Annotated in this window: 19 protein-coding genes and 1 pseudogene; 7 read left to right on the plus strand and 13 right to left on the minus strand. The window is 73.4% G+C overall.

The genetic code is table 11. The annotated features are described in order from the left end of the window. Positions 1-114: 114 nt before the first annotated feature. The 3 genes and pseudogenes from aztD to aztB all read right to left on the minus strand — a co-directional run. Positions 115-1248 carry a zinc metallochaperone AztD gene (aztD, locus tag D0D15_RS18025; RefSeq protein ID WP_369806795.1) on the minus strand — a complete coding sequence of 378 codons (1134 nt, stop codon included), beginning with the start codon at positions 1246-1248 and terminating at the stop codon, positions 115-117. A 14-nt stretch (positions 1249-1262) separates the two neighbouring features. After that, the gene (gene aztC, locus D0D15_RS18030; RefSeq protein WP_094005224.1) at positions 1263-2156 is read right to left on the minus strand and encodes a zinc ABC transporter substrate-binding protein AztC; all 894 of its coding nucleotides are present in this window, start codon (positions 2154-2156) and stop codon (positions 1263-1265) included. 1079 nt (positions 2157-3235) lie between these two features. After that, a pseudogene (aztB, locus tag D0D15_RS37050) lies at positions 3236-4063 on the minus strand (zinc ABC transporter permease AztB); the annotation flags it as partial. A gap of 264 nt (positions 4064-4327) precedes the next feature. Between aztB and aztA the strand changes: the two are divergent. The 3 genes from aztA to D0D15_RS18050 all read left to right on the plus strand — a co-directional run bounded on the left by aztA (position 4328) and on the right by D0D15_RS18050 (position 6329). Then, on the plus strand, positions 4328-5023 hold the full coding sequence (gene aztA, locus D0D15_RS18040) for a zinc ABC transporter ATP-binding protein AztA (RefSeq protein ID WP_094005226.1): 696 nt from the start codon (positions 4328-4330) through the stop codon (positions 5021-5023). A 17-nt stretch (positions 5024-5040) separates the two neighbouring features. Beyond that, positions 5041-5856, plus strand: a complete 816-nt coding sequence (locus D0D15_RS18045) for a class I SAM-dependent methyltransferase (protein WP_115944597.1) — start codon at positions 5041-5043, stop codon at positions 5854-5856. A 164-nt stretch (positions 5857-6020) separates the two neighbouring features. After that, positions 6021-6329 carry an STAS domain-containing protein gene (locus tag D0D15_RS18050; protein ID WP_094005228.1) on the plus strand — a complete coding sequence of 103 codons (309 nt, stop codon included), beginning with the start codon at positions 6021-6023 and terminating at the stop codon, positions 6327-6329. 53 nt (positions 6330-6382) lie between these two features. On the opposite strand, the gene D0D15_RS36345 is transcribed toward D0D15_RS18050, so the two are convergent. The 7 genes from D0D15_RS36345 to D0D15_RS18080 form a co-directional block, all read right to left on the minus strand. Beyond that, positions 6383-6538 carry a DUF6131 family protein gene (locus D0D15_RS36345; RefSeq protein WP_094005229.1) on the minus strand — a complete coding sequence of 52 codons (156 nt, stop codon included), beginning with the start codon at positions 6536-6538 and terminating at the stop codon, positions 6383-6385. 164 nt (positions 6539-6702) lie between these two features. Then, entirely contained in the window at positions 6703-8283 is a 1581-nt protein-coding gene (locus D0D15_RS18055) for a gamma-glutamyltransferase (RefSeq protein ID WP_115944598.1), read from the minus strand. Continuing rightward, entirely contained in the window at positions 8283-9608 is a 1326-nt protein-coding gene (locus tag D0D15_RS18060) for an MFS transporter (protein WP_094005231.1), read from the minus strand. The genes D0D15_RS18055 and D0D15_RS18060 overlap by 1 nt, the downstream gene beginning before the upstream one ends. A gap of 16 nt (positions 9609-9624) precedes the next feature. Further along, positions 9625-10716, minus strand: coding sequence for an NAD(P)/FAD-dependent oxidoreductase (locus D0D15_RS18065; protein WP_094005232.1), 1092 nt, complete (start codon positions 10714-10716; stop codon positions 9625-9627). Further along, a complete protein-coding gene (locus tag D0D15_RS18070) occupies positions 10713-11738 on the minus strand; it encodes a Gfo/Idh/MocA family protein (protein WP_115944599.1) in 1026 nt (341 codons plus the stop codon). The genes D0D15_RS18065 and D0D15_RS18070 overlap by 4 nt, the downstream gene beginning before the upstream one ends. Beyond that, on the minus strand, positions 11735-13387 hold the full coding sequence (locus tag D0D15_RS18075; protein WP_094005234.1) for a hydantoinase B/oxoprolinase family protein: 1653 nt from the start codon (positions 13385-13387) through the stop codon (positions 11735-11737). The genes D0D15_RS18070 and D0D15_RS18075 overlap by 4 nt, the downstream gene beginning before the upstream one ends. After that, positions 13384-15429, minus strand: a complete 2046-nt coding sequence (locus D0D15_RS18080; RefSeq protein WP_094005235.1) for a hydantoinase/oxoprolinase family protein — start codon at positions 15427-15429, stop codon at positions 13384-13386. Before D0D15_RS18080 ends, D0D15_RS18075 begins: the two co-directional genes overlap by 4 nt. A 111-nt stretch (positions 15430-15540) precedes the next feature. Here D0D15_RS18080 and D0D15_RS18085 point away from each other — a divergent pair, with 111 nt between their 5' ends. Then, positions 15541-16611, plus strand: a complete 1071-nt coding sequence (locus D0D15_RS18085) for a LacI family DNA-binding transcriptional regulator (RefSeq protein ID WP_244214968.1) — start codon at positions 15541-15543, stop codon at positions 16609-16611. An 8-nt stretch (positions 16612-16619) separates the two neighbouring features. Here the strand turns inward: D0D15_RS18085 and D0D15_RS37055 are convergent, their stop codons facing one another. After that, positions 16620-16934: a substrate-binding domain-containing protein gene (locus D0D15_RS37055; protein ID WP_255407893.1), complete on the minus strand. Its 315-nt coding sequence runs from the start codon at positions 16932-16934 to the stop codon at positions 16620-16622. Between D0D15_RS37055 and D0D15_RS37060 the strand changes: the two genes are divergently transcribed. Then, positions 16890-17084 (plus strand): hypothetical protein, encoded by a 195-nt coding sequence (locus D0D15_RS37060; protein ID WP_233157234.1) that lies wholly within the window; start codon positions 16890-16892, stop codon positions 17082-17084. The genes D0D15_RS37055 and D0D15_RS37060 overlap by 45 nt on opposite strands. Here the strand turns inward: D0D15_RS37060 and D0D15_RS18095 are convergent. Then, positions 17081-18619 (minus strand): serine/threonine-protein kinase, encoded by a 1539-nt coding sequence (locus tag D0D15_RS18095; protein WP_279630567.1) that lies wholly within the window; start codon positions 18617-18619, stop codon positions 17081-17083. The two genes, D0D15_RS37060 and D0D15_RS18095, sit on opposite strands and share 4 nt — an antisense overlap. 104 nt (positions 18620-18723) lie before the next feature. Between D0D15_RS18095 and D0D15_RS18100 the strand changes: the two genes are divergently transcribed. Both D0D15_RS18100 and D0D15_RS18105 read left to right on the plus strand, forming a co-directional pair. Then, a complete protein-coding gene (locus D0D15_RS18100) occupies positions 18724-19260 on the plus strand; it encodes a MarR family winged helix-turn-helix transcriptional regulator (protein ID WP_094005237.1) in 537 nt (178 codons plus the stop codon). A 62-nt stretch (positions 19261-19322) separates the two neighbouring features. After that, on the plus strand, positions 19323-19847 hold the full coding sequence (locus D0D15_RS18105) for a hypothetical protein (RefSeq protein ID WP_094005238.1): 525 nt from the start codon (positions 19323-19325) through the stop codon (positions 19845-19847). A 212-nt stretch (positions 19848-20059) separates the two neighbouring features. Here the strand turns inward: D0D15_RS18105 and D0D15_RS18110 are convergent. Beyond that, positions 20060-20507, minus strand: a 448-nt coding sequence (locus tag D0D15_RS18110; RefSeq protein ID WP_208646181.1) for an aldehyde dehydrogenase family protein, incomplete at its 5' end; no start/stop codon positions are given.

Below are 20507 nucleotides of genomic sequence, written 5' to 3' on the forward strand. Positions count from 1 at the left end.
CGAAGAAGGCGGCCGCCGAGGAGTGAGAAGGCGGGGCTCGAACCGCCAGCAGGCCGCCCCTGCCCTGGAGGGTCGCCACCGCAGGGGCGGCCACCGGAGTGACCGCCCCTTCCCTCAGTGTCCCGCGACGCCGCTCAGCTCGTTCGGCTCGTGGGGTAGCGTCACGCTCGTCCGCTTCTGGCCCGTTCCCAGGTCGACCAGGTGCACCTGCCGCGTCGCCGGTTCGGTCACGTACACGTCGGCTCCCCGGGTGAAGATCGCCGGGCGGGGTTGCTGCCACTCCAGCGGCTCCTCCCACGCCGCGGTCACCGGGATGGTGCGGGTGACCTGCGCGGTGGCCGGGTCGATCACCCGGATCCCGCCGTCCGTGCCGAGCACCAGCGCCTCACCCCGCGGGCCGCGCGCCAGCGAGCGGAACGTGTAGCTGGTGCCGATGTCGACCAGCCGCAGCGTGCCGGTCGCCGTGTCGATCAGCGAGACCTGCCGCGGGCGCTCCAGTTCGGCGTCCTCGTCCTGCTTGTAGTCACCCAGCACGACCGGCGACGCGTCGGAACCGGCCTGGTTTCCGATACGACCGTATTCCGTCGGGCTGGCCACCTTCGTGATGACACCGTCCCGGTAGACCAGCACCCCGTTCTCACACCCGATCACCACCGCCTCGCCGGCCGCGGTCGCCTCGCCGTGCACGCCCGGGCACTCCTCGCTGCGCGCGATCTCCTTCCGCGCGTCGTCGAGGACGACGATGCCCCGCCGCTCCTCCTCATTACCCAGGGTCACCACGAGCCGCCCGTCGGACAGTTCGATGGCGACCCCGTGGTGCGGTTCGGCCGCGCGGTACACCTCGGTCGCCGGCTGCCCGCCCGACAACGTGCCCGGGTCGAACGCGGTGACCTCGCCGGTGCCGTCGGAGAACAACACGGTCCGCCCGGCGTGCCGGACGACGTGGCCGGGCTTCGCGCCGGGGAACTTCACGTCGGTCAGCTCCGCCGACACCGCGTCCAGCGCCTGGAAGCCCTCCGCGGTGGAGACCATCACGTGCCGGTCGTCGCCGGCCGGGTTGATCCGGTTGAAGCCGGACAGCGGCAGGTCCGCCTTCTGCTCGAGCGTGGTGCCGTCGAGCACCAGGAGCCCGCCGTCGTAGGTGACCACGACCGGGTCGGTGACCTCCGGCGCGGCGGACGGGCTCGTGCCGCACGCGGCCAGCACGGCACAGGCCACAATGGACATCGCCACGGGCGCTTTTCTCATGGGGACAACCTTTCTCATCGGTTCTCGGCAAGTGCGGTGACGATCGCGTCCGTGTTGGACCGCATCATCTCGAGGTAGGTCGCCGCTCCCCCGCCCGGCGCGGTCAGCGATTCGGAGTGCAGCGGGACGACCCGCACGTGCACCCCGGCCTGGTCGGCCAGCACCCGCGCGAGGCGGTCGGGCTGCGAGGAGTCGGCGAAGATCGCCGGCACCCCGGCCGCGCGGATCGCGCCGGCCAGCCCGGCGAGATCCGACGGGCTCGGCGAGGCCAGGGTGGTGCCGCTGGGCACCACGGCGCCGACCACCTCGAAGCCGTAGCGCTGCGCCAGGTATCCGAACACGTGGTGGTTGGTGACCAGCTTGCGGCGCTCGGCGGGGATCGTGGCGAAGCGCTCGGTCATCCACGCGTCGAGCGCGTCCAGTTCGCGCAGGTACCCCTCGGCGTTGGCCCGCACCACCGCCGCGTCGGCCCCGGGCACCCGGGCGACCTCGTCCGCGATCGCCCGCACGACCAGGCCCATCCGTCCCGGGTCGGTCCAGAAGTGCGGGTCGGGCGCGCCCTCCGCGTACGGGATCGGGTCGGCGGCCTCCCCCGCGGCGAGGGTCGGCACCCCCGCTTCAGCGGCCGCCGCCACGTTGCGGGCCACGCCCTCTTCGAGCCCGAGTCCGTTGTGGACGACCAGTCCGGCGTCGGCCAGCAGCGCGGCCTCCTGCGCGGAGAGCGCGAACGAGTGCGGGTCGGCGCCGGGCCGCATCAGCACGGTCACCTCCGCCTGGTCCCCGGCGATCGCGCGGGTGACGTCGCCGAGGATGTTCGTCGTGACGACCACCCCGGCGCGGTCGCCGCCCCCGGCGCAGCCCGCGAGCACCAGCACCGCCGCCAGGACCGCGGCCACGAGGCGGCTCATCGGCCGGTCTCCACGAGCAGCGCCGGCGCGATGCCGACCGGCAGGGTGCGCGCGATCCGCAGGTTGTCGGCGTAGTCGATCTCGTGCACCACCCGCGCGGCGGCGTCGTTGACGTAGGCGCGGCTGGTGTCCACCTGGATCGTGGCGTCCGGGTCGACCGGTCCGCTGATCAGCGGGCGGCGCGCGGTCTCCGCGCCGGTCTCCGGGTTCAGCGCGTGCAGCACGCCGTCGGCGGTCAGGGTGAGCACGGCTCCGCCGGAACCGACCGCGTTGACGGCCACCACCGGCCCGGTGTCGAACCGGCGCCAGGTCTTCGCGGTCACGTCGAGCACCCACACGCCGCGGTCGCCCGCGCGGGCGGTGAGGGTGGTGCTGCCGGGCCGGTGGCTGAACTCCACCGCGCGTTCCTCCGGCGGAACGTCGGCAGGGTACGGGATCTTGGTCGCCGTGAAGTCCTTTTCGGACACCAGAACGGCTCCGCCGGCACAGCCGAACACCGCTCCCCGCCGGGTCAGCGCGGTGCCCCGCGGATCGGCGCAGGCCGGTTCGAGCACCGATTCGGTGGCGCCGTCGCGGCCGCGGACCTCCAGGGTGCCGTCGGCGACCACCAGCCGCTCCCCCAGCGGGACCGCCGCGCCCGCGGTTTCCCCGCCGGCCGTCAGCGTGGTGCGGCCCTCGGACACCAGGGCGGTGACGGCGCTGTCGGCGTGGGCGGCGACGACCGGCCCGCCGGGGCGCGTGCCCGCCGCGGTGGGCGCGGTGCGGTAGTAGTGCACGTGGTCGCCGTGATCGACCATCCACGAACCACTGTCCACCACGTGCACCGTGCCGCCGGAGGACAGGTAGGCGAAGCGGCCGTCGGTGGCGACGCGCTGCACGCCGGGCGCCGGGGCCAGCTCGGTCGTCTGCTCGGTGATCAGGTCGAGCACGTGGACCGCGCCGTTCCGGTCGGCGATCACGAGCCGCGGTTGCGCCTCGGCGGTTTCCTCGGCGCCTTCGACATAACCGTGCGGCGGCTCGGCGGGCGGCGCGGGCTCCGCGGCGCAGGCCGCGAGCGGGAAGGCGGCGAGCAGGGTCAGCGTCCTGCGCGGCACGCGCGCGCCCAGCCGCGCGGCCAGGGCCGACAGCCCGAACAGGGCCACGGCCACCGCGGCGATGGTCGCACCGGCGGCGGTCCCCCAGTGCCAGGAGATCAGCAGGCCGGCCGTCGTGGCGAAGGCGCCGAGCAGCGCGGCCGTGAGCATCACGACCGGCACGCGCCGCGCCCAGTACAGCGCGGCCGCCGGCGGCGCGACCAGCAGGCCGAACACCAGCAGCGTGCCCACGACGTGGAAGGACGCCACGATCGCGAGCGTGACCAGGCCGAGCAGCGCGGCGTGCGCCCGGCGCGGGCGGAGACCGAGGGTGTGCGCGGTGCGTTCGTCGAAGGTCAGCGCGACGAACGAGCGGTGCCCCAGCAGCGCGACGATCGCGGCCACGGCCAGCGCACCGGCCAGGAACAGCAGGTCGCGGTGGCCGACGGCGAGGACGTCGCCGAACAGGAAGCCGGTGAGGTCCACCACGAACGACTGCGAGCGCGAGACGATGATCACGCCGAGGGCGAGCATGCCCACGAACAGCAATCCGATGCTCGTGTCCTGGGAGATCCGGCGCGACCGGCCCAGCGCGGTGACCCCGGCCGCGATCGCGCCCGCGCTCAGGGCCGCGCCGAGCACCGGGCTGCCGCCGAGCAGGGCCGCGATCGCGACCCCGGGCAGCATGCCGTGCGACATCGCGTCGCCGAGGAAAGCCAGTCCCCGCAACACCATCCACGTCCCGGCGAGCGCGCACACGCCCGACACCAGGACCCCTCCCCACCAAGCCCGCTGAACGAAGGACACCTCGAACGGGGCGATCAACCACTCCACAGTGGGTCACCCTATAGTGAAAACGATTATCGTTACAAAGGTGAGGTGGCATGACGCGGAGCACAATCCGGACCGGCGCGGCCCCGACCGGCGGCTTCGGGCGGACGGCTCAGGAAAGGCGAGCCGCGATGGCCGGGAGCACAACCCCCACCGGGACGGCCCTGACCGGCGTGAACACCTCCGGGAAAGGCGAACTGCCATGACTCACAGCACGACCCGCACCGGCACGACCCCGAGCAGTGTCTCCGGGAAAGGCGAACTCCCATGACCTCCACCACCACCCGCACCGGCGCCACCCTCAGCCGGGTCTCCGCCGGATACGCGCGGCAGATCGCGCTCCACGAGGTCTCCGCCGGGTTCCCGGCCGGCGCGGTCACCGCCGTGGTCGGCGCCAACGGCTCCGGGAAGTCGACCGCGCTCGGGGTGCTCGCCGGGATCGTCCGGCCGGTCGCGGGTGAGGTCGAGCGCCCCGCCGGGCGGCCGGCGCTGGTGGTGCAGCACGACACGGTGCCCGCGCTGCTGCCGATCACCGTGCGGGAGACCGTCCGGATGGGACGCTGGGCCGGCCGGCCGTGGCGGCGGCTGTCCCGTCAGGACCGGGCCGTGGTGGACCAGTGCCTGGCGCGGCTCGGCGTGGAGTCGCTCGCCGGGCGCCGGTTGTCCGCGCTGTCCGGCGGGCAGCGGCAGCGGGTGCTGGTCGCGCAGGCCCTCGCGCAGGAGGCGGGCCTTCTCCTGCTGGACGAACCCACGGCAGCCCTCGACGTGCCGGCGCGGGAGACGATCTCCGCAACGCTCCGCGAGGTCGCCGACAGCGGCGTGACGGTGGTGCACGCGGCCCACGACCTCGCCGAGGCGCGGCGCGCGGATCACTGCGTGGTCCTGGGCCGGGGGCGCATCGTCGCGGAAGGGCCACCGGCGGAGGCGCTGAGCCGGGAGAATCTGTTCGACGCGTGGCACTGAACCGAGAAGGAGCAACCATGAATCCCGAGGCCGTCGCGGGTGTGTTCACCGCCGCCCGATCGGAGTTCACCGCCTGGTCGGCCCGCCTGTGGCGGCCGCTCGGCGAAATCCTGACCGCGGTGGCGCGGCCGCGGCCCGGCGAGCGGGTGCTCGACGCCTGCTGCGGCGCGGGAGCCTCCGCCATCCCGGCCGGCCGCGCCGTGGGACCCGAGGGCTCCGTCGACGCCGTCGACATCGCCGAGGGCCTGCTCGACGAGGGCCGCCGGGAAGCGGCCGCCCTCGGCCTGCACTCGCTGCGGTTCACCGCCGCCGACGTCCTCGCCTGGCCGCACGACGGCTACGACGTCGTGCAGAGCTCGTTCGGCGTGTTCTTCTTCCCCGACATGGACGCCGGCAGCCGCCACCTGGCCGGGCTGCTGCGCCCGGGCGGCCGGTTCGCGGTGAGCGCCTGGCGCGCCGACGGCATGGCCCGCATCGTCCCGATCGGCCGCGCCGCCGCGCTGCCCGACAACCCCGGACTCGCGGACGCGCCCGAACGGCCCAACCACAGCCTGCGCATCGACACCGCGGACAAGCTCGGCGACTGGCTCTCGGGCATCGGCCTGCACGACGTCGAGGTGCGGGAGGTCCACTACGTCCAGCCGCTGCACCCGGACGACGCCTGGACGTTCTACCTCGGCTCGGCGATGCGCGGCTTCGTCACCGGCCTGTCCCCCGACGCCCTGGCCCGGGTCCGCGACCGGTTCGCCGAGGGCCTGCGCGAGGCCGGACTGGGCACCCTCGACGCGAGCGCGCTGATCGGCGTGGGTCGAACCGCTCTCCCGGCTCGGTGAAGCCGGGGCGCTTCAAACGCCCTGGCGGGCCGGCTTCCGCGCGGTGACCACCTGACTGATCACCGCCTAAACGCGCCCGCCCATCACTGGATCCGGTGAATCCGCACCGGGATGCCTCCGCGGAGGTTGAACCGTGTTCAGACTGTGCGGGGAGGTGAGGCCGCGTGACGGACTCCGGCCGGGCGGAAGTGGACATCCGGACGGCGGTACTGGACGACGAGGTGGTGCGGGTGCGCGTCGCCGGCGAGGTGGACCTGCTGACGGTCCCGTCGCTGGCCGAGGCGCTCGCGGCGGCCGGGCGGCTGTCGCCCCGGCTCATCGAGGTCGACCTGTCCGCAGTGGACTTCCTGTCGGTGTCCGGCGCCGCGGAGCTGGCCCACACGGCGGCCCGGATCCCGGTGCAGGTGGGGCCGGCCAGCCACGCGTCCCGGGTGGCGCTCGCCGCCGCGGGACTGGGCCACCTGCTGGCCTGACGACGTGCCGGTGCCGGCCCCCGGACGGAGGCCGGCACCGGATGGAGCCCGGATCAGAACCAGTGCGCCCTGCCACCGACCTTCCGGCCGGTGCCGCCGAGAATCGCCAGCACCGCGCCCACGACCAGAAGCACGATTCCGATCGTCCAGATGATGTTGATGCCGGTCAGCAGACCGACGATGAGCAGGATGACGCCAAGAACGATCATGGCAACTCTTTCTGCCGGCAGGACGGGCCGCGCCGCCGGTCCTGTTCCGATGGGGACCGGCCAGCGATACCCGAACGGGTGATGGCGCAAACCCGGAAACCACCCGTGTGGCGCGAAGTTGCTGCGTCGCGACCACAGCGTTGCGCCACGTAGACCAAGACCGGTCAGTAACCCTCCGCCGCGCCGTTCCGGCGAGGGTCCGCACAGGACCGCAGCAGCCCGCCGTCCAGCGTCACGCCCTCGAAGTTGCCGGTGAGCGAGTGCCACGGCCCGAGATCGCGCAGCCACAGCCCGCGTTCGGCGCACCGCCGCCGGAACTCGCCCGCCACCGCGGGCGCGAACCCGTGCTCCAGCGTCACGCCCGGCAGCCACCCGGCCACCGGTTCGTGCGGCCGCACGCCGAACCGCGGGGCCGCCACCGATTCCTCGATGGACATCCCGAAGTCGAGGAGGTTCACCAGGTTCTGCAACACGCACGCGACCAGCGACACCGACGGCGACCCGGACGCCAGCACCGGCACCCCGTCCCGCAGCACCAGGTTCGGTGCGAGGTACACGGTGGCGCGCTCGCCGGGCCACGGCATGCCGCGCTGGAAGAACGACCCGCCGCCGGAGAGCTGGAACCCCTCGGCGAACAACCCGTTCACCCACGGCGACGCCATGTGCGAGTGCGTGACCGACGCGATGTTGCGTTGCTCGTCCACGACCGTGACGTGGATCGTGCAGGGCACCGGCACCGGCCCGGCCGGTGGCGGCCCGCCGAGCCGGTCCAGCCGCCGGGCCGCGAAGTCCTTGGACAGCAGCGTTCCCACGTCGGTGGCGGCCGTGCGCCGCGGGGCGTAGTACACCTCGTTGTGCACGGCCACCAGCAGGTCGAGGGTGTCCACGCAAGCGTGCGCCGGGCCCGGCAGGTCCACCAGCTCCAGCATGTTGAGCGCCTCGATGAGCTGGCACCCGCCGTCGTCGGGCGGCGCGGACGCCACGACCTCCACGTCCCGGTAGGTGCCACGCAGGGGCTCGGACCACTGCGCCTCGTACGCGGCGAAGTCGTCGGTCGTGATCACCCCGCCGCCGCGGCGGCACTCGGCGGCGAACGCCCGCGCGAAGTCGCCCAGGTAGTAGTCCAGGTCCTCGTCCCGCAGCCGTTCCAGCGTGCGCGCGACCCGCTCCTGCCGCAGTGTCTGCCCCGGCGCGACGAGGCTGCCGCCGGGCAGGAACACCTCCCGCGCCTGCTCGTGGCACCCGAGTTCGGCGCGGTGTGCGTACATCTCGCCGAACAGGTAGGGGTTCACCGCGAACCCGTCCCGCGCCAGCTGGATGCCGTCCCGCAGCAACCGGCCCCGCGGCAGCCTGCCGAACCGCTCGTGCGCGGCGCGGAAGGCCGGCCACCAGCCGGGGACCGGAACGCCCCGGCCGGTGGTGAGGTCGGCGCCGGTGAACCCGGGCAGCGGGGCGAGCGGCGCGGCGACGTTGCCGTTGAGGTAACTCGCCTCGCCGCGCGCGCCGTCCCAGTGCAGCATCTCCAGTCCGCCGGTCAGCGCCGTCATGTGCGGTTCGGCCACCAGCTGGGTCGCCGCCGCCGCGAGCGCCGCGTCGGCGGCCGTGCCACCGTCGCGGAGCACGTCGAGCCCGGCCCGCACCGCGAGCGGGTGCGAGGTGACCACCATGCCGCGCTCGGCCTCGACCGGCTCTTTCGGGCCGTACGCGGCCGAGCGGGCCAGCGCGTCGGCGGTGCGGGCGTCCATCAGGCCTCCGCCAGCGTCTTGCGGCGCTGCTCGTCGACGGCGGCCGGCATCGCGAACAACGCCACCAGGATCGAGACGGCGCAGATCGCGGTCATGTACCAGCCGAACGCGGCGTTGGTGCCGGTGAGGTCGAACAACCACACCGCGATCAGGCCGGCGGTCGAGCCCAGCGCGGTGGTGCCGATGTTGTAGTTGAGCGCGGACGCGCTGGCCCGCACCTCGGCCGGGAAGCTCATCACGTAGGCGGTGGTCAGCGGCGCGCCGACGAAGTTGTTGATGAAGGTGAACGCGACCACCGCGACCACCGCCAGCCACAGCGAGCCGGAGCCGATCGCCAGGAACGTCGGCACGGTCAGCACGACGAACAGGCCGTAGCCGACCACGAGCGGGATCCGCGCGCCGTGCTTGTCGGCGAGCTTGCCGCCCCAGATCGCCGGGATCGGGCCGATCGCGTAGGTCAGCAGCGAGGCGAGCAGCGCGTTGTTCTCGGCGAACCCGGCCTTGACCATGGCGGTGACGAAATAGGCCTGGATGACGAACGACCCGACCCGCTGCCCGGCGCCGAGGCCGATGGCGCGCAGCATCGCGCCCCAGTGCTCGCGCACCGCGGTGCGGAACGGCGTCTGCTTGACCTTGCTGCGCTCGGCCAGCTCGGCCATCTCCTTGAACTGCGGGGTCTCCTCGACGTGACGGCGGATGTAGATGCCGACCAGCGCCATCGGGATCGACAGCAGGAACGGGATGCGCCAGCCCCAGTCGTTGAACGCCTGCGCCGGCATCACGGAGATCACCAGGTAGGACACCAGGGTCGCGAGCAGCGGACCGACCGAAGTGGACGCCACGGACAGCCCGGCGAGGTAGTTGCGCCGGTTGCCGCGCTCGTGCTCGAAGATGAAGTTGGCCGCCGTGGTGTACTCGACGCTGGCCCCGATGCCCTGCAGGACCCGGCAGAACAACAGGATCATCGGCGCCGCGATCCCGATCGCCGCGTACGTGGGCAGCAGCCCGATCCCGGCGGTGCCGACGCTCATCACCGCGATCGTCAGCAGCAGCACGAACCGGCGGCCCTTGATATCGGCCAGCGGGCCCAGCACGATCGCCGCCAGCGGCCGCAGCGCGTAGGACAGCACCACACCCGCGTAGGTCGACAGCAGCGCGGCGGTGGCGTTGCCCTCGGGGAAGAACTGGCGGGAGATGATCACGGCCAGCGTTCCGTAGAGGCCGAAGTCGTAGTACTCGACGACGTTGCCGAGCATCGCGGACATGATCACCTTGCGCCGCGAGCGCAGGTCGGTGGCGGGGGCCCGCGTGTCGTGGTCGGTCACGGTTCTCCTTGCGGGGTCAGGGCCGGAAGCGGTCCGGCCGGAAGGGCGCCAGCATCGGGTGGGGCTCGCCGGTGCGGATCTCGCCGGCCAGCAGCTCCCCGGCGATCAGGCCGAGCGTCGCGCCGGAGTGGGTGAAGGCGACGAAACACCGCGGCACGGCGGACAGCTCGCCGAACACCGGCTCGCCGTCGCCCGGGATGGGCTTGCGGCCGAGCTTCCAGGACGCGGCGGTCAGCGTGACCCCGCCGTCCAGGAGCGCGGAAGCCTCGGCGGTGAGTTCCTTGACCACCGACTCGTCGATCACGCACGTGCCGTCGGCCGCCTCGGTGATCCGGTCCTCGTACCAGTGGTGGTCCAGCGCGAACGTGCCGCCCGGGTTGGGGCGCAGCGCGACGCGCGGGGTGTTCAGCACAGCGGTCACCGCGGTGTCGGCGGGTTCGGTGAGCACGAGCATCGACAGCGGCGAGGCGTCCGGAATGGACACCCCCAGCTCCGCGACCACGGACGAGGTGGCGGCGCCACAGGCGACCACGACGGTGTCGGCCGCGAACCGCCGCCCGCCGGTGGTGGTCACCCCGGTGGCCACTCCCCCGGCGGTCGTGACGCTCGCGCGCCCGGCGCCGGTGACGATCTCGCCGCCCAGCGCGGTGAACTCCGCGGCCAGGTGCTCGATCAGGTGCGGCAGCGAAACCCAGCCCTCGCCGGGGTTGTGCACGGCCACCTCGGGGATCGCGTCCGGGGCGAGACCCGGGTGCGCCGAGACCAGTTTCGAGTCGTAGCCGTGCGCGACCTCGGCGCGGTGCCGCTCCCGCATCGCGTCCTGGTCGAGACTCCAGTGCAGGCCGCCGTCGAAGCGGAGCCACTCGCGGGCCGGGTCTTGCGCGAAGAGCGTGCGGTAGCGGTCGATGCCGGCCATCCGCAGCGCGTGGTAGGCCGCCGAGCGGGTCCCGGCCGAGTTGAGCCAGGACAGCGACCGCCCCGACGCGCCGTCGGCCAGTTCGCCCTCGGTCACGAGCGTCACGGCCACGCCGTCGCGCTGCAGGTGCGTGGCCGTGGAGACGCCGAGAACGCCCCCGCCCACCACGACGACGTGCTTGGCTGCGGTCATCGGGAAAGATCCCCCTTCCGGGCGTGTGCCCGCTCGATGATGCGAAGAACGTCCACCGCGTCGCGCGGGTCGACCGGTGGCTGCCCGCCGCGGTCGATCGCGGTGGCGAGCAGCCGGTAGAACTCGCCGTAGTTCCCGGGTTCCGGCTCGATGCGCCGGGTGTTCCCGCGGACGCCGAGCGTGCCCCAGTGGTCTTCCGGTTCCCGGCCGAAACCGGCGTCGCCGGGACGGGCGCCGCTCTTGAGCGCGTCCTCCTGCGGGTCCAGGCCGTGCTTGGTGTAGCCGGCCCGGTCGCCGAGGACGTGGAACCGCGGCCCGGGCAGGGCGGCGAGGCCGGACATGAACAGCCGCGACCGGGTGCCGTTCTCGTGGGTCAGGACGACGAACGTGTCGTCGTCGGCGTCACCCGCGCCGCGGCGGGTGAGCTCGGCGTGCACCCGCTCGACCGGGCCGGACAACTGGATGGCCTGGTCGATCAGGTGGGTGCCGAGGTCGTAGAGGATGCCGCCGCCCTGCGCGGCGCTTGCGTGCGCCTTCCAGTCGCGTGGTCCCTGCGGCTTCCACCACTCGAACCGGGACTCGAAGGTGTGCACCCGGCCGAGTTCGCCGTCCTCGACCAGCCGCCGCAGGGTGCGGAAGTCGCCGTCCCAGCGGCGGTTCTGGAACACCGTGAGCACGCGGCCGGCGCGGCGGGCGTGCTCGATCAGCGCCTCGCCCTGCGCGCTGGTGACGGTGAACGGTTTGTCCACCACCACGTGCAGGCCGTGGTCGAGCGCGGTGGCCGCGAGTTCGGCGTGCGTGGCCGGCGGGGTGCCGATGACGACCAGATCGAGGTCCCGGGTGAACAGCTCGCCGGGTGTGGCGAGGACGGTCGCCTGTGGATACTCGGCCTCGGCGTGCGCTGCCCGCTCAGGGTTCCCGGTGACGATGAAGTCGAGCGAGAAGTTCTCGTCGGCGGCGAGGAACGGGGCGTGGAAGATCCGCCCGGACACGCCGAAGCCGATCACCGCGGTGCGGATCATGCTTCCACCCCGTAGGTCGTGCGGGCGCGTTCCGCGGAGATGCGGCCTTCGGCGACGTCGCGGCGGACCTGGTCCGGGTCGCGTTCGGACGGTGGCCCGTAGCCACCGGCGCCCGCGGTCAGGATCGACACCCGGTCGCCGGGCTGCAGCCGGGTGTAGCCGTGCTCGACGGGTTGCGCGCCTTCGGACAGCTCGACCCCGGCGCTCGCGCCCGGGCCGCCACCGAACAGGCCCCACGGCCGCGACCGCTGCCGCGAGGTGTCGAGCCAGAAGTGCACGTCGGACTCCTCGACGCGGACCGTGCGCCGGATGCCCATGCCGCCGCGGGTGCGGCCGTTGCCGCCGGAGTCGTCGATGAGCGCGTACTCCTCCACCACCAGCGGGTACTCGGTCTCCAGCGCCTCGACCGGCAGGTTGCTGGTGTTGGTCATGTGCACCTGCACGCCGTCCATGCCGTCCTTGCCCAGCCGCGCGCCGCACCCGCCGCCGATGGTCTCCAGGTAGACGAAGTAGCGGCCGGTGCGGCTGTCCACCCCGGAGAAGTGCACGCCGGTGTTGGCGCCGTTGCTCGCCGCGGTCACGGTCTCCGGCACGGCGGTGGCGAGCGCGCCGTGGATCAGGTCGACCACGCGCTGGCAGGTCTCGCTGCGGCCGTTGACCGCGGCGGGTTCGACGCAGTTGAGCACCGAACCACGCGGGGCGTTGATGGTGACCGGCCGGTGCAGCCCGGCGTTCGGGATGATGTCCGGGTCCACCAGCGTCTTGAGCGAGTAGTAGACCGCCGCGTACAGCGCGGTCCACACGACGTTGACGCTGGCCCGGACCTGCGGCGGCGCGGTGAAGTCGAAGGTGACCTCGTCGCCGTGCACGGTGACGGTGACGCCGAGGTCGAGTTCGTCGTCGAGTTCGGGGCAGTCGAAGCGGTCGGTGAAGGTGTACGTGCCGTCGGGCACCTTCGCGATCGCCGCGCGGGTGCGGCGCTCGGTGTAGTCGAGCAGCGCCGCGGCCGCCGCGACGAGCGTGTCGCGGCCGTAACGCCCGGCCAGCTCGGTGTACCGGGTGACGGCGAGCCGGTTCGCGGCGATCTGGGCACGCAGGTCGGCCCGGCGCTCGTGCGGCACCTGGCAGTTGAGCAGGATCAGCTCGAACAGGTCGGTCTGCAGCTCGCCGCGGCGCATCAGCCGCACCGGCGGGATCCGCAGGCCCTCCTGGAAGATGTGCGCGTGGCCGCGGTCGCCGAAGTCGGCGTGGTGGGCCAGGTTCGCCACCCACGCGGTGATCTCGCCGTCCAGGAATACCGGCGACACCAGCACGATGTCGGGCAGGTGCGAGCCGCCGCCGGTGAACGGGTCGTTGCCGATGAACGTGTCGCCGTCTTCGATCGTGCCCGCCGGGTAGCGGCGGGTGATCTCGTCGACGATGCCCATCAGCGAGCCCAGGTGCAGCGGCGAACCGCCCTCGTCCTGGGCGAGCATCCGGCCGGCGGCGTCGAACAGTGACGCGGTGCAGTCACGGCGTTCCTTGATGTTGGTCGAGTAGGCCGCGCGCACCAGCGTCTCGCCCATCTCCTCCACGATGGACGACAGCGCGGAGCCGATCACCTCGACCAGCACGGGGTCCTGCATGGTCTTCCCTTCCGTGTGGGTCATCGGCCCACCGTCACGACGAGGTTGCGCAGCTCGTCGACGACGGCGGTGTCGCCGGGGAGCAGCAGCGTGGTGGTGTCCATCTGCTCGACGACCGCGGGGCCGTCGATGCGGTGGCCGGGTGCCAGGAGCCTGCGGTCGTACACCGGGCAGGCGGTGAACCCGCCGCTTTCGGGCAGGTAGACCTCGCGGGTGGCGCGGATCGCGGCGCTCGCGTCCGGGTCGCCGAGCGGCGCGCGGTGCAGCTGGGCGCGGGCGACCTCGCCGATGGCGCGCAGGCGGAAGGTGACCACCTGCACCGCGTCCTCGGCCGAGGAGTAGCCGTACATCCGCTCGTGCTCGGCGGCGAACCGCTTGGTCAGCTGCGCGACCGTGTCCGCGGTGATCTCGCCCTCCGGCACCGGCACCGGCAGCTCGTGGTTCTGGCCGGCGTAGCGCATCTCGGCGAACCGCTCGACGCGGCGACGCTCGGCCGGGACGTTCTCCTCCGCCAGCCAGGCCGTCGCTTCGGATTCCAGCTCCGCGAACACCCCGGCGACCACGTCGTGGTCTGGCGGGGAGATGCGGGTGCGCAGGAAATCGGCCCGGATGTCGGTCATCAGCAGACCGGCGGCGCACTGCGCGCCGGGCGTCTCGGGCACCAGCACGGTGCGCATGCCCAGCTCGCGGGCCAGGCGCACGGCGTGCAGCGGACCGGCGCCGCCGAAGGGCACCAGGACGTAGTCGCGCGGGTCGTAGCCGCGCTGCACGGAGATGACGCGGATGGCGCGGGCCATGTTGGCGGTGATGACCCGCACGATCCCCTGCGCCGCGTCGAGCACGTCCATCCCCAGTGGACCGGCCACTGTGGACACCGCGGCGCGGGCCGCTGCGGCGTCGATCTTCATCCGGCCGTCCAGCAGGTACTCCGGGTTGAGCACGCGCAGCACGACGTTGGCGTCGGTGACGGTCGGCTCGGTGCCGCGGCCGTAGCAGGCCGGTCCCGGGTCGGCGCCCGCGCTGCCCGGGCCGACCTTGAGCGCGCCGCCCGCGTCGATCCACGCGATCGAGCCGCCACCGGCGCCGACGGTGTGGATGTCCAGCATCGGCGCGCGCACCGGCCTGCCGTCGATCTCGGTGCCGCTGGACGACTTGGGCACACCGTCCTGCACGAGTGAGACGTCGGAGGAGGTGCCGCCCACGTCGAAGGTGATGATGTCCGGGTATCCGGCGGCGCGGGCGATCTCGGCCGCGCCGACCACCCCGGTGCTGGGGCCGGAGAGGACCATGCGGGAGGGCATCCGCTCGGCCGTCTCGAACGGGATGATGCCACCGTTGGACTGGGTGACGTGCGGGGTGGCGCGCAGGCCGAGTTCGCTCAGCCGGGTGCGCAGCCGGGCCAGGTAGCGGGCGACCACCGGGCCGAGGTAGGCGTTGACGACCACTGTGGACAGACGCTCGTACTCGCGGAACTCCGGCAGCACCGCCGACGACACCGACACGTGCACGCCGGGCAGCTCCTCGGTGAGGATGCGTTCGGCGGTCCGCTCGTGGGCCGGGTCGACGAAGCTGTAGAGGAAGCAGACCGCGACGGCTTCCACGTTCTGCTCCCGCAGCTCGCGCGCGAGCGCGCGGACCTGGTCCTCGTCGAGGGGGCGCTCGACCCGGCCGTCGTGGCGGACCCGCTCGTCCACCTCCAGCCGCAGGTCCCGGGGCACCAGGGCGGCGGGCTTGTCGGCCTGCAGGTCGTACAGCGAAGGACGCCGGCCCCGGCCGAGTTCCAGCAGGTCGCGGAAGCCGGCGGTGGTGAGCAGGCCGGTGCGCGCGCCGCGTTCGGTGAGCAGCGCGTTGGTGCCGACCGTGGTGCCGTGGGCGAAGTAGCCGACGTCGCCGAGGTCGCGTCCGCCGATCTCGTCCAGCAGCTGGGACACCCCGGTCACGATCGCCCGTCCGGGGTCGTCGGGGGTGCTGGACACCTTGCGCACGTACAGGCGTCCGGTCTGCTCGTCGAGGGCGCAGACGTCGGTGAACGTGCCACCGGTGTCGACGCCGATCCGAAGTGTCATGTGCTGGGCCTCGCTTGAGTGAGAACCTTCTCAGTACCTGTTGGGTGAGAACCTTCTCAGCCGGTAGTAGCATCAGTCAAGACTTCTTTTGCCAACGTGCACTGGGGAGGCATGCGGGTGACCACGCACGGGGCGGCCTCGCTGATCGACGTGGCGCGGGCCGCGGGCGTTTCGACGGCGACCGCGGGGCGCGCGCTCGGCGGGTACGGGCAGGTCAGCGAACGGACCCGGGAGCGGGTGCTGGCGGCGGTGGCCGTGCTGGAGCGGCGGCCGAACGGGCTGGCGCGCAGCATGGTCACCGGCAGCACGCAGACGATCGGCGTGGTGGTGACCGACGTGGCGAACCCGTTCTTCGCCACCGCGTTGCGCGGGATCACCGACGTGACGTCCCCGGCCGGGTTCGAGGTGCTGCTGGCCAACACCGGCGGGGTGCTGGAGGCCGAGCAGCGGGCGGTCACGGTGATGTCGGAGAAGCGGGTGGACGGCGTGATCGTCGCGGCCGCGCGGCCCGGCGAGGGGGCGCACCTGCGGCGCGCGATGGACGCCGGGGTGCCGGTCGTGCTCATCGACCGGCAGGTCAACGGGGTGCCGGAGGCGGACAGCGTCACCGTGGACAACGACCACGCCGCGGCCGAGGCCGTCGGGCACCTGGCGGAGCTGGGGCACCGGCGGATCGGGGTGATCACCGAGGCCGGGGACCAGCTGGCGCGCGTGCGGACGGGCAACCGGCGGCGCGGGTTGTTCCCGAGCGCGGTGCGGTTGCGGGGGTATGTGAGCGCGCTGGAGGCGGCGGGGCTGCCGGTGGACGCCGAGCTGGTGGCGTCGGCGCGGTACGACCGCGAGTCGGCCTACGACGCGCTGAACCGGTTGCTGGACCTGCCGGAGCCGCCGACGGCGGTGCTGTGCACGGACAACGTGCTCGCCTCGGGCGCGTACCGGGCGGCGCAGGACCGCGGGCTGCGGATGCCGTCGCAGCTGTCGCTGATCGGCTTCGACGACGAGCCGTGGACGACGCTGGTGCGCCCCGGGCTGACGATCGTCGAGCAGCCGACCTACGACCTGGGCGCCCGCGCGGGACGGCAGCTGCTGGACCGCATCACCGCCGGCGACGCCCCGAGGCGCCCCCAGCACGTGCAGCTCCGGGCGAAGCTGGTCGCCCGCGGCTCGACGGTGCCGCAGTAGCCGCCGGGTCAGCCGCCGAGCGGGCCGGTCGTCCCGCGGACCACCAGGCGGGGCGGGAACACGACCTCGCGCTGCCGCACCGGGGCCGCCTCGATGCGGTCGATCGCGCGGGCCACCGCGAGCGTGGTGAGGGCCGTGGCGTCCTGCGCGACCGTGGTCAGGTCGACGTGGCTGAAGCCGGCGAGGCTGCTGTCGTCGTACCCGATGACGCTGACGTCCCCCGGCACCGCGAGGCCGGACCTGCGCAGCACGTCCAGCACTCCCAGCGCGGCCGGCCGTTGAACACCGTCACCGCGGCCGGCGGGGGCGCGGCGCTCAACCAGACCGCCTCGAACGCCGCGAACAGCATCGGAGCCGGCCTGGGCGGCCGCGCGATCGCCGCCGGGCACGGCTACCTGTCCGCGGCGTGGGCCGGCGCCGGACTCGGCGCGGTGGGGCTTGTTCTGGCCGCCCTCGCGTTCCGGCTGGACTAGTCGCGGTCGCGGTCACGGCCGTGTCCGCGGCCGGGCTTGTCGTCCTTGCGCTCCTCCTCCTCGTCGCCGGGGTCGCTCTGCTTCTGTTCCACCACGGTCGTGGGCGCGGGCGTGGAGGGCGGCGGTGGGGGCGTGCTCGTCTCGCTGGACAGCACGGCGTCGGCGTCGATCAGGGGGAACGGTGTGGACCGGATGAGCTCCAGGCGGTGCGTCTCGGTGATCGTGCGGCCGTCCTCGACGGTGTAGGCGATGCCGACCGACACCGTGTTGGCGGCGACCACCGCGGGCGGCGTGGTGATCGTCAGCCGGGTGATCCGCGACCAGAACGTGCGGTAGGCGTCCTGGCCCTGCGCCTGCATCCGCGGCCCGAGACGCGCCCAGGCGTTGTCCGGCCGCGCGGGCAGCAGGGCGTAGTACTCGCTGACCGCCGCGGTGATCGAGGCGGCGTCGAGCGCGGCGGGCGGTGCGGGCGCCGGGGCCGGTGGGTCCGGCGTGAGCTGCGTCATCAGGACGACCACCGCCAGCACCGCGAGCACCGCCCCCGCCACGGGCAGCAGGAAGCGCCGCCGGTTCGGGGGCGCGGTGGGCCGCGGGTTCAGCAGGGTCCCGCCGCCGACCGGGGCGACCGGGACCGTCGGCGCGGACGGCGTCACCACCGGCTGCGTCCGGGCCCGCGCCGGGTTCAACGCGCGTGGCGGCACCGGCTGCCCGTCGGCGACCGCCTGGAGCGCGGTCACGATCTGCACCGTGCTGGGGCGCTGGGCGGGGTCGGCGTGCAGCACGGCCGTCAGGACCGGGGTGAGCGGGCCGGCCCGCCGCGGCGGCGGGACCTCGCCGGCGGCAACGCGGTGCAGCAGCGCGATCGAGTTCTCGTCCTCCCCGAACGGCGGGACGCCCTCGACCGCGGCGTACAGCGTGGCGCCGAGGGAGAACACGTCGGAGTCGGGGCTGGGTTCCTGTCCGCGCGCGATCTCCGGGGCCAGGTAGGCCGGGGTGCCGGCGACCAGGCCGGCCTGGGTCAGCGCGACGTCGCCGGTGGCGCGGGAGATGCCGAAGTCGGCGATCTTGACCGCGCCGTCGTCGCTCACCAGCAGGTTCCCCGGTTTGACGTCGCGGTGCACGATCCCGGCGGCGTGCGCGGCCGCCAGCGCGGACGCGGCCTGCACCCCGATCCGCGCCACGGCCTCGGGCGCGAGCGGCCCCTGCTCGGCGAGCAGCGCGGCGAGGCTGCGGGCGGGCACGTACTCCATCACCAGCACCGGCTGGCCGTTGTGCTCGGCGACGTCGTGCACGGTGACGACGTGCGGGTGACGCAGCCGCGCGGCGATCCGGCCCTCGCGCATGATGCGCTGCCGCGCCTGCTCGCCCTGCGCCGGTCCGGGCCACAGCTGTTTCACCGCGACCGGGCGCTGGAGGCGCTCGTCGAGCGCGAGCCAGACGACGCCCATCGCCCCGGCGCCCAGGCGGCTCCGCAGCCGGTAGCGGCCGGCCAGGAGTCCGCCGGCGCCGTCCACGGTCAGACCCTCCGTAGTCACCGGAACAGGTTACGGAGTCGGGGGTGGCGGGACGAGGCCGGGCAGGCGGCCCACCTATCTTAGCGGTGATATTCTTACCCTGAAAATACCTTGGAGGGGGTCCGATGCCCAAGCGCGACAAGCCGCAGCCGGACGCGGTCGACGTGATGCTCGCGGAGTGGCGTCGTGAGGCGCCGGAGATCGACGCGTCGCCGCTGGCGGTGTTCGGGCGCCTGCACCGGGCCTTCGACGGCTACACGGTGCAGCTCAACCGCGTGTTCGGGCGGTACGGGATCAACATCTCCGCCTTCGGCATCCTGGCCGCGCTGCGCCGCGTGGGCGCGCCGTACCGCCGGACGGCCGGCGAGCTGGCCGACGCGAACCTGCTCACCACGGGCGGCATCACGCAGCGGGTCGACAAGCTGGAGGCGGCCGGCCTGGTCTACCGCGAACGCGACGCCACCGACCGGCGCATCGTCTACATCGGACTGACCGAGGACGGCCTGGCGCTGACCGACAAGGTCGCCGGAGTCCACTTCGCCAACGAGAACCGCATGCTCGCCGGCCTGACGAAGACCGAGCGGACACAGCTGGCGCAGCTGCTGAGCCGTCTGGAGCACTCGATCCGGCTGGCCGAGATGGCCGACCGGGCCGAGCGCTGAGGGAACCGATCGGGCCGCCGGGGAGTCGGACGGCAAAGATCAACCTCCCGGAAGGCTGCCTGATGACCGACCCCGTGCCGAACCTCGGCAACGACGCCACGGCGACCCTGTTCGACGCGATCGACCACGCGGTGGCCGAGGCGGAGGACACCGCGTCCGGGTTCGTGCCCTTCGTGCTCGCCGTCCTGCCCGACGGCGAGAAGGTCGCGAAGCGCTACGTCGACGACGAGGAGAACTTCACCGTCGAGGGCAGCGTCGCGCTGGCCCGGCAGGACCTCGCCGCGGCCGACCCGGTGCCCCGCCACGTCGCACTGGCCTGGGACGGCTTCCTGACCCTCGACGAGGACCGGACCGAGGCCGTGTTCGTCGACGCCTACGAGCAGGGCAGGCCGGAAGGCGTGCGGTTCGCGCAGCGCTACCTCCGCGGCGGCAACGGGCTGGAGCTGCTCGGGAACCCGTTGCTGCTCAACCACCGCCCCGAGCCGATGCTGCCGCTCCCCACCGGCCCGGCGGGCGAGGCGACGGACGCGCGCGCCGCCGCGATCGCCCGGATCCAGGCCCTGGCCGACCGCCAGAAGCGGCGCTAGGTTCCCGCAGCGTGGGGTGGGCCCGCCCCGGCGCCACCGGCGAGCCGGTGAGCTGTGGTGGTCCAACCGCCAGGGCCCGGGGAGGTCAGTCCCGGGGTCGGTGACGTGGCTCTGGAGCTCGGTGCCCAGGGTGCCCGGCAGGTCGATCTGGTGCTGCCACCGCAGTCCCCGGTCCGCCGGCCGGCTGCGGCGCGGTCCCCGGCGCACTACTCCTAGCCCGCCCAGGGCAGGGGCTCCTCGTCCAGGCCCCAGTACACGCTCTTCTGCCGCAGGTACCCGAGGATCCCCTCGCGGCCCTTGTCGACGCCCAGCCCGCTCTCCTTCCTGCCCGAGAACGGCGTCGAGATGCTGAACTGCTTGTACGTGTTGATCCACACCGTCCCGGCCTCGATGCGCCGCGCCAGGCGCCACGCGCGGCGGTAGTCGGCGGTCCAGATGCCGCACGCCAGGCCGTACACCGTGTCGTTCGCCTGCGCCACCAGGTCCTCCTCGTCCCGGTACGGCAGCAGCACCCCGACCGGGCCGAAGATCTCCTCCTGGCACGTCTTCGACGAGTTCGGCAGCCCCTCCAGCAGCGTCGGCGGGTAGTACGCACCCGCCGACGCTGCTGGAGGGGCTGCCGAACTCGTCGAAGACGTGCCAGGAGGAGATCTTCGGCCC

Source organism: Amycolatopsis thermalba (assembly GCF_003385215.1).
Taxonomy (GTDB): domain Bacteria; phylum Actinomycetota; class Actinomycetes; order Mycobacteriales; family Pseudonocardiaceae; genus Amycolatopsis_E; species Amycolatopsis_E thermalba.

Excerpts from the sequence above, each read along its gene's own strand:
- D0D15_RS18070 (WP_115944599.1), bottom strand. The coding sequence starts at position 11,738 with ATGATCCGCACCGCGGTGATCGGCTTCGGCGTGTCCGGGCGGATCTTC.
- D0D15_RS18100 (WP_094005237.1), top strand. The coding sequence starts at position 18,724 with ATGCCCAAGCGCGACAAGCCGCAGCCGGACGCGGTCGACGTGATGCTC.
- D0D15_RS18080 (WP_094005235.1), bottom strand. The coding sequence starts at position 15,429 with ATGACACTTCGGATCGGCGTCGACACCGGTGGCACGTTCACCGACGTC.
- D0D15_RS18085 (WP_244214968.1), top strand. The coding sequence starts at position 15,541 with ATGCGGGTGACCACGCACGGGGCGGCCTCGCTGATCGACGTGGCGCGG.
- aztD (WP_369806795.1), bottom strand. The coding sequence starts at position 1,248 with ATGAGAAAAGCGCCCGTGGCGATGTCCATTGTGGCCTGTGCCGTGCTG.
- D0D15_RS18075 (WP_094005234.1), bottom strand. The coding sequence starts at position 13,387 with ATGACCCACACGGAAGGGAAGACCATGCAGGACCCCGTGCTGGTCGAG.
- D0D15_RS36345 (WP_094005229.1), bottom strand. The coding sequence starts at position 6,538 with ATGATCGTTCTTGGCGTCATCCTGCTCATCGTCGGTCTGCTGACCGGC.
- aztA (WP_094005226.1), top strand. The coding sequence starts at position 4,328 with ATGACCTCCACCACCACCCGCACCGGCGCCACCCTCAGCCGGGTCTCC.
- D0D15_RS18045 (WP_115944597.1), top strand. The coding sequence starts at position 5,041 with ATGAATCCCGAGGCCGTCGCGGGTGTGTTCACCGCCGCCCGATCGGAG.
- D0D15_RS18065 (WP_094005232.1), bottom strand. The coding sequence starts at position 10,716 with ATGACCGCAGCCAAGCACGTCGTCGTGGTGGGCGGGGGCGTTCTCGGC.
- aztC (WP_094005224.1), bottom strand. The coding sequence starts at position 2,156 with ATGAGCCGCCTCGTGGCCGCGGTCCTGGCGGCGGTGCTGGTGCTCGCG.
- D0D15_RS18055 (WP_115944598.1), bottom strand. The coding sequence starts at position 8,283 with ATGGACGCCCGCACCGCCGACGCGCTGGCCCGCTCGGCCGCGTACGGC.
- D0D15_RS18105 (WP_094005238.1), top strand. The coding sequence starts at position 19,323 with ATGACCGACCCCGTGCCGAACCTCGGCAACGACGCCACGGCGACCCTG.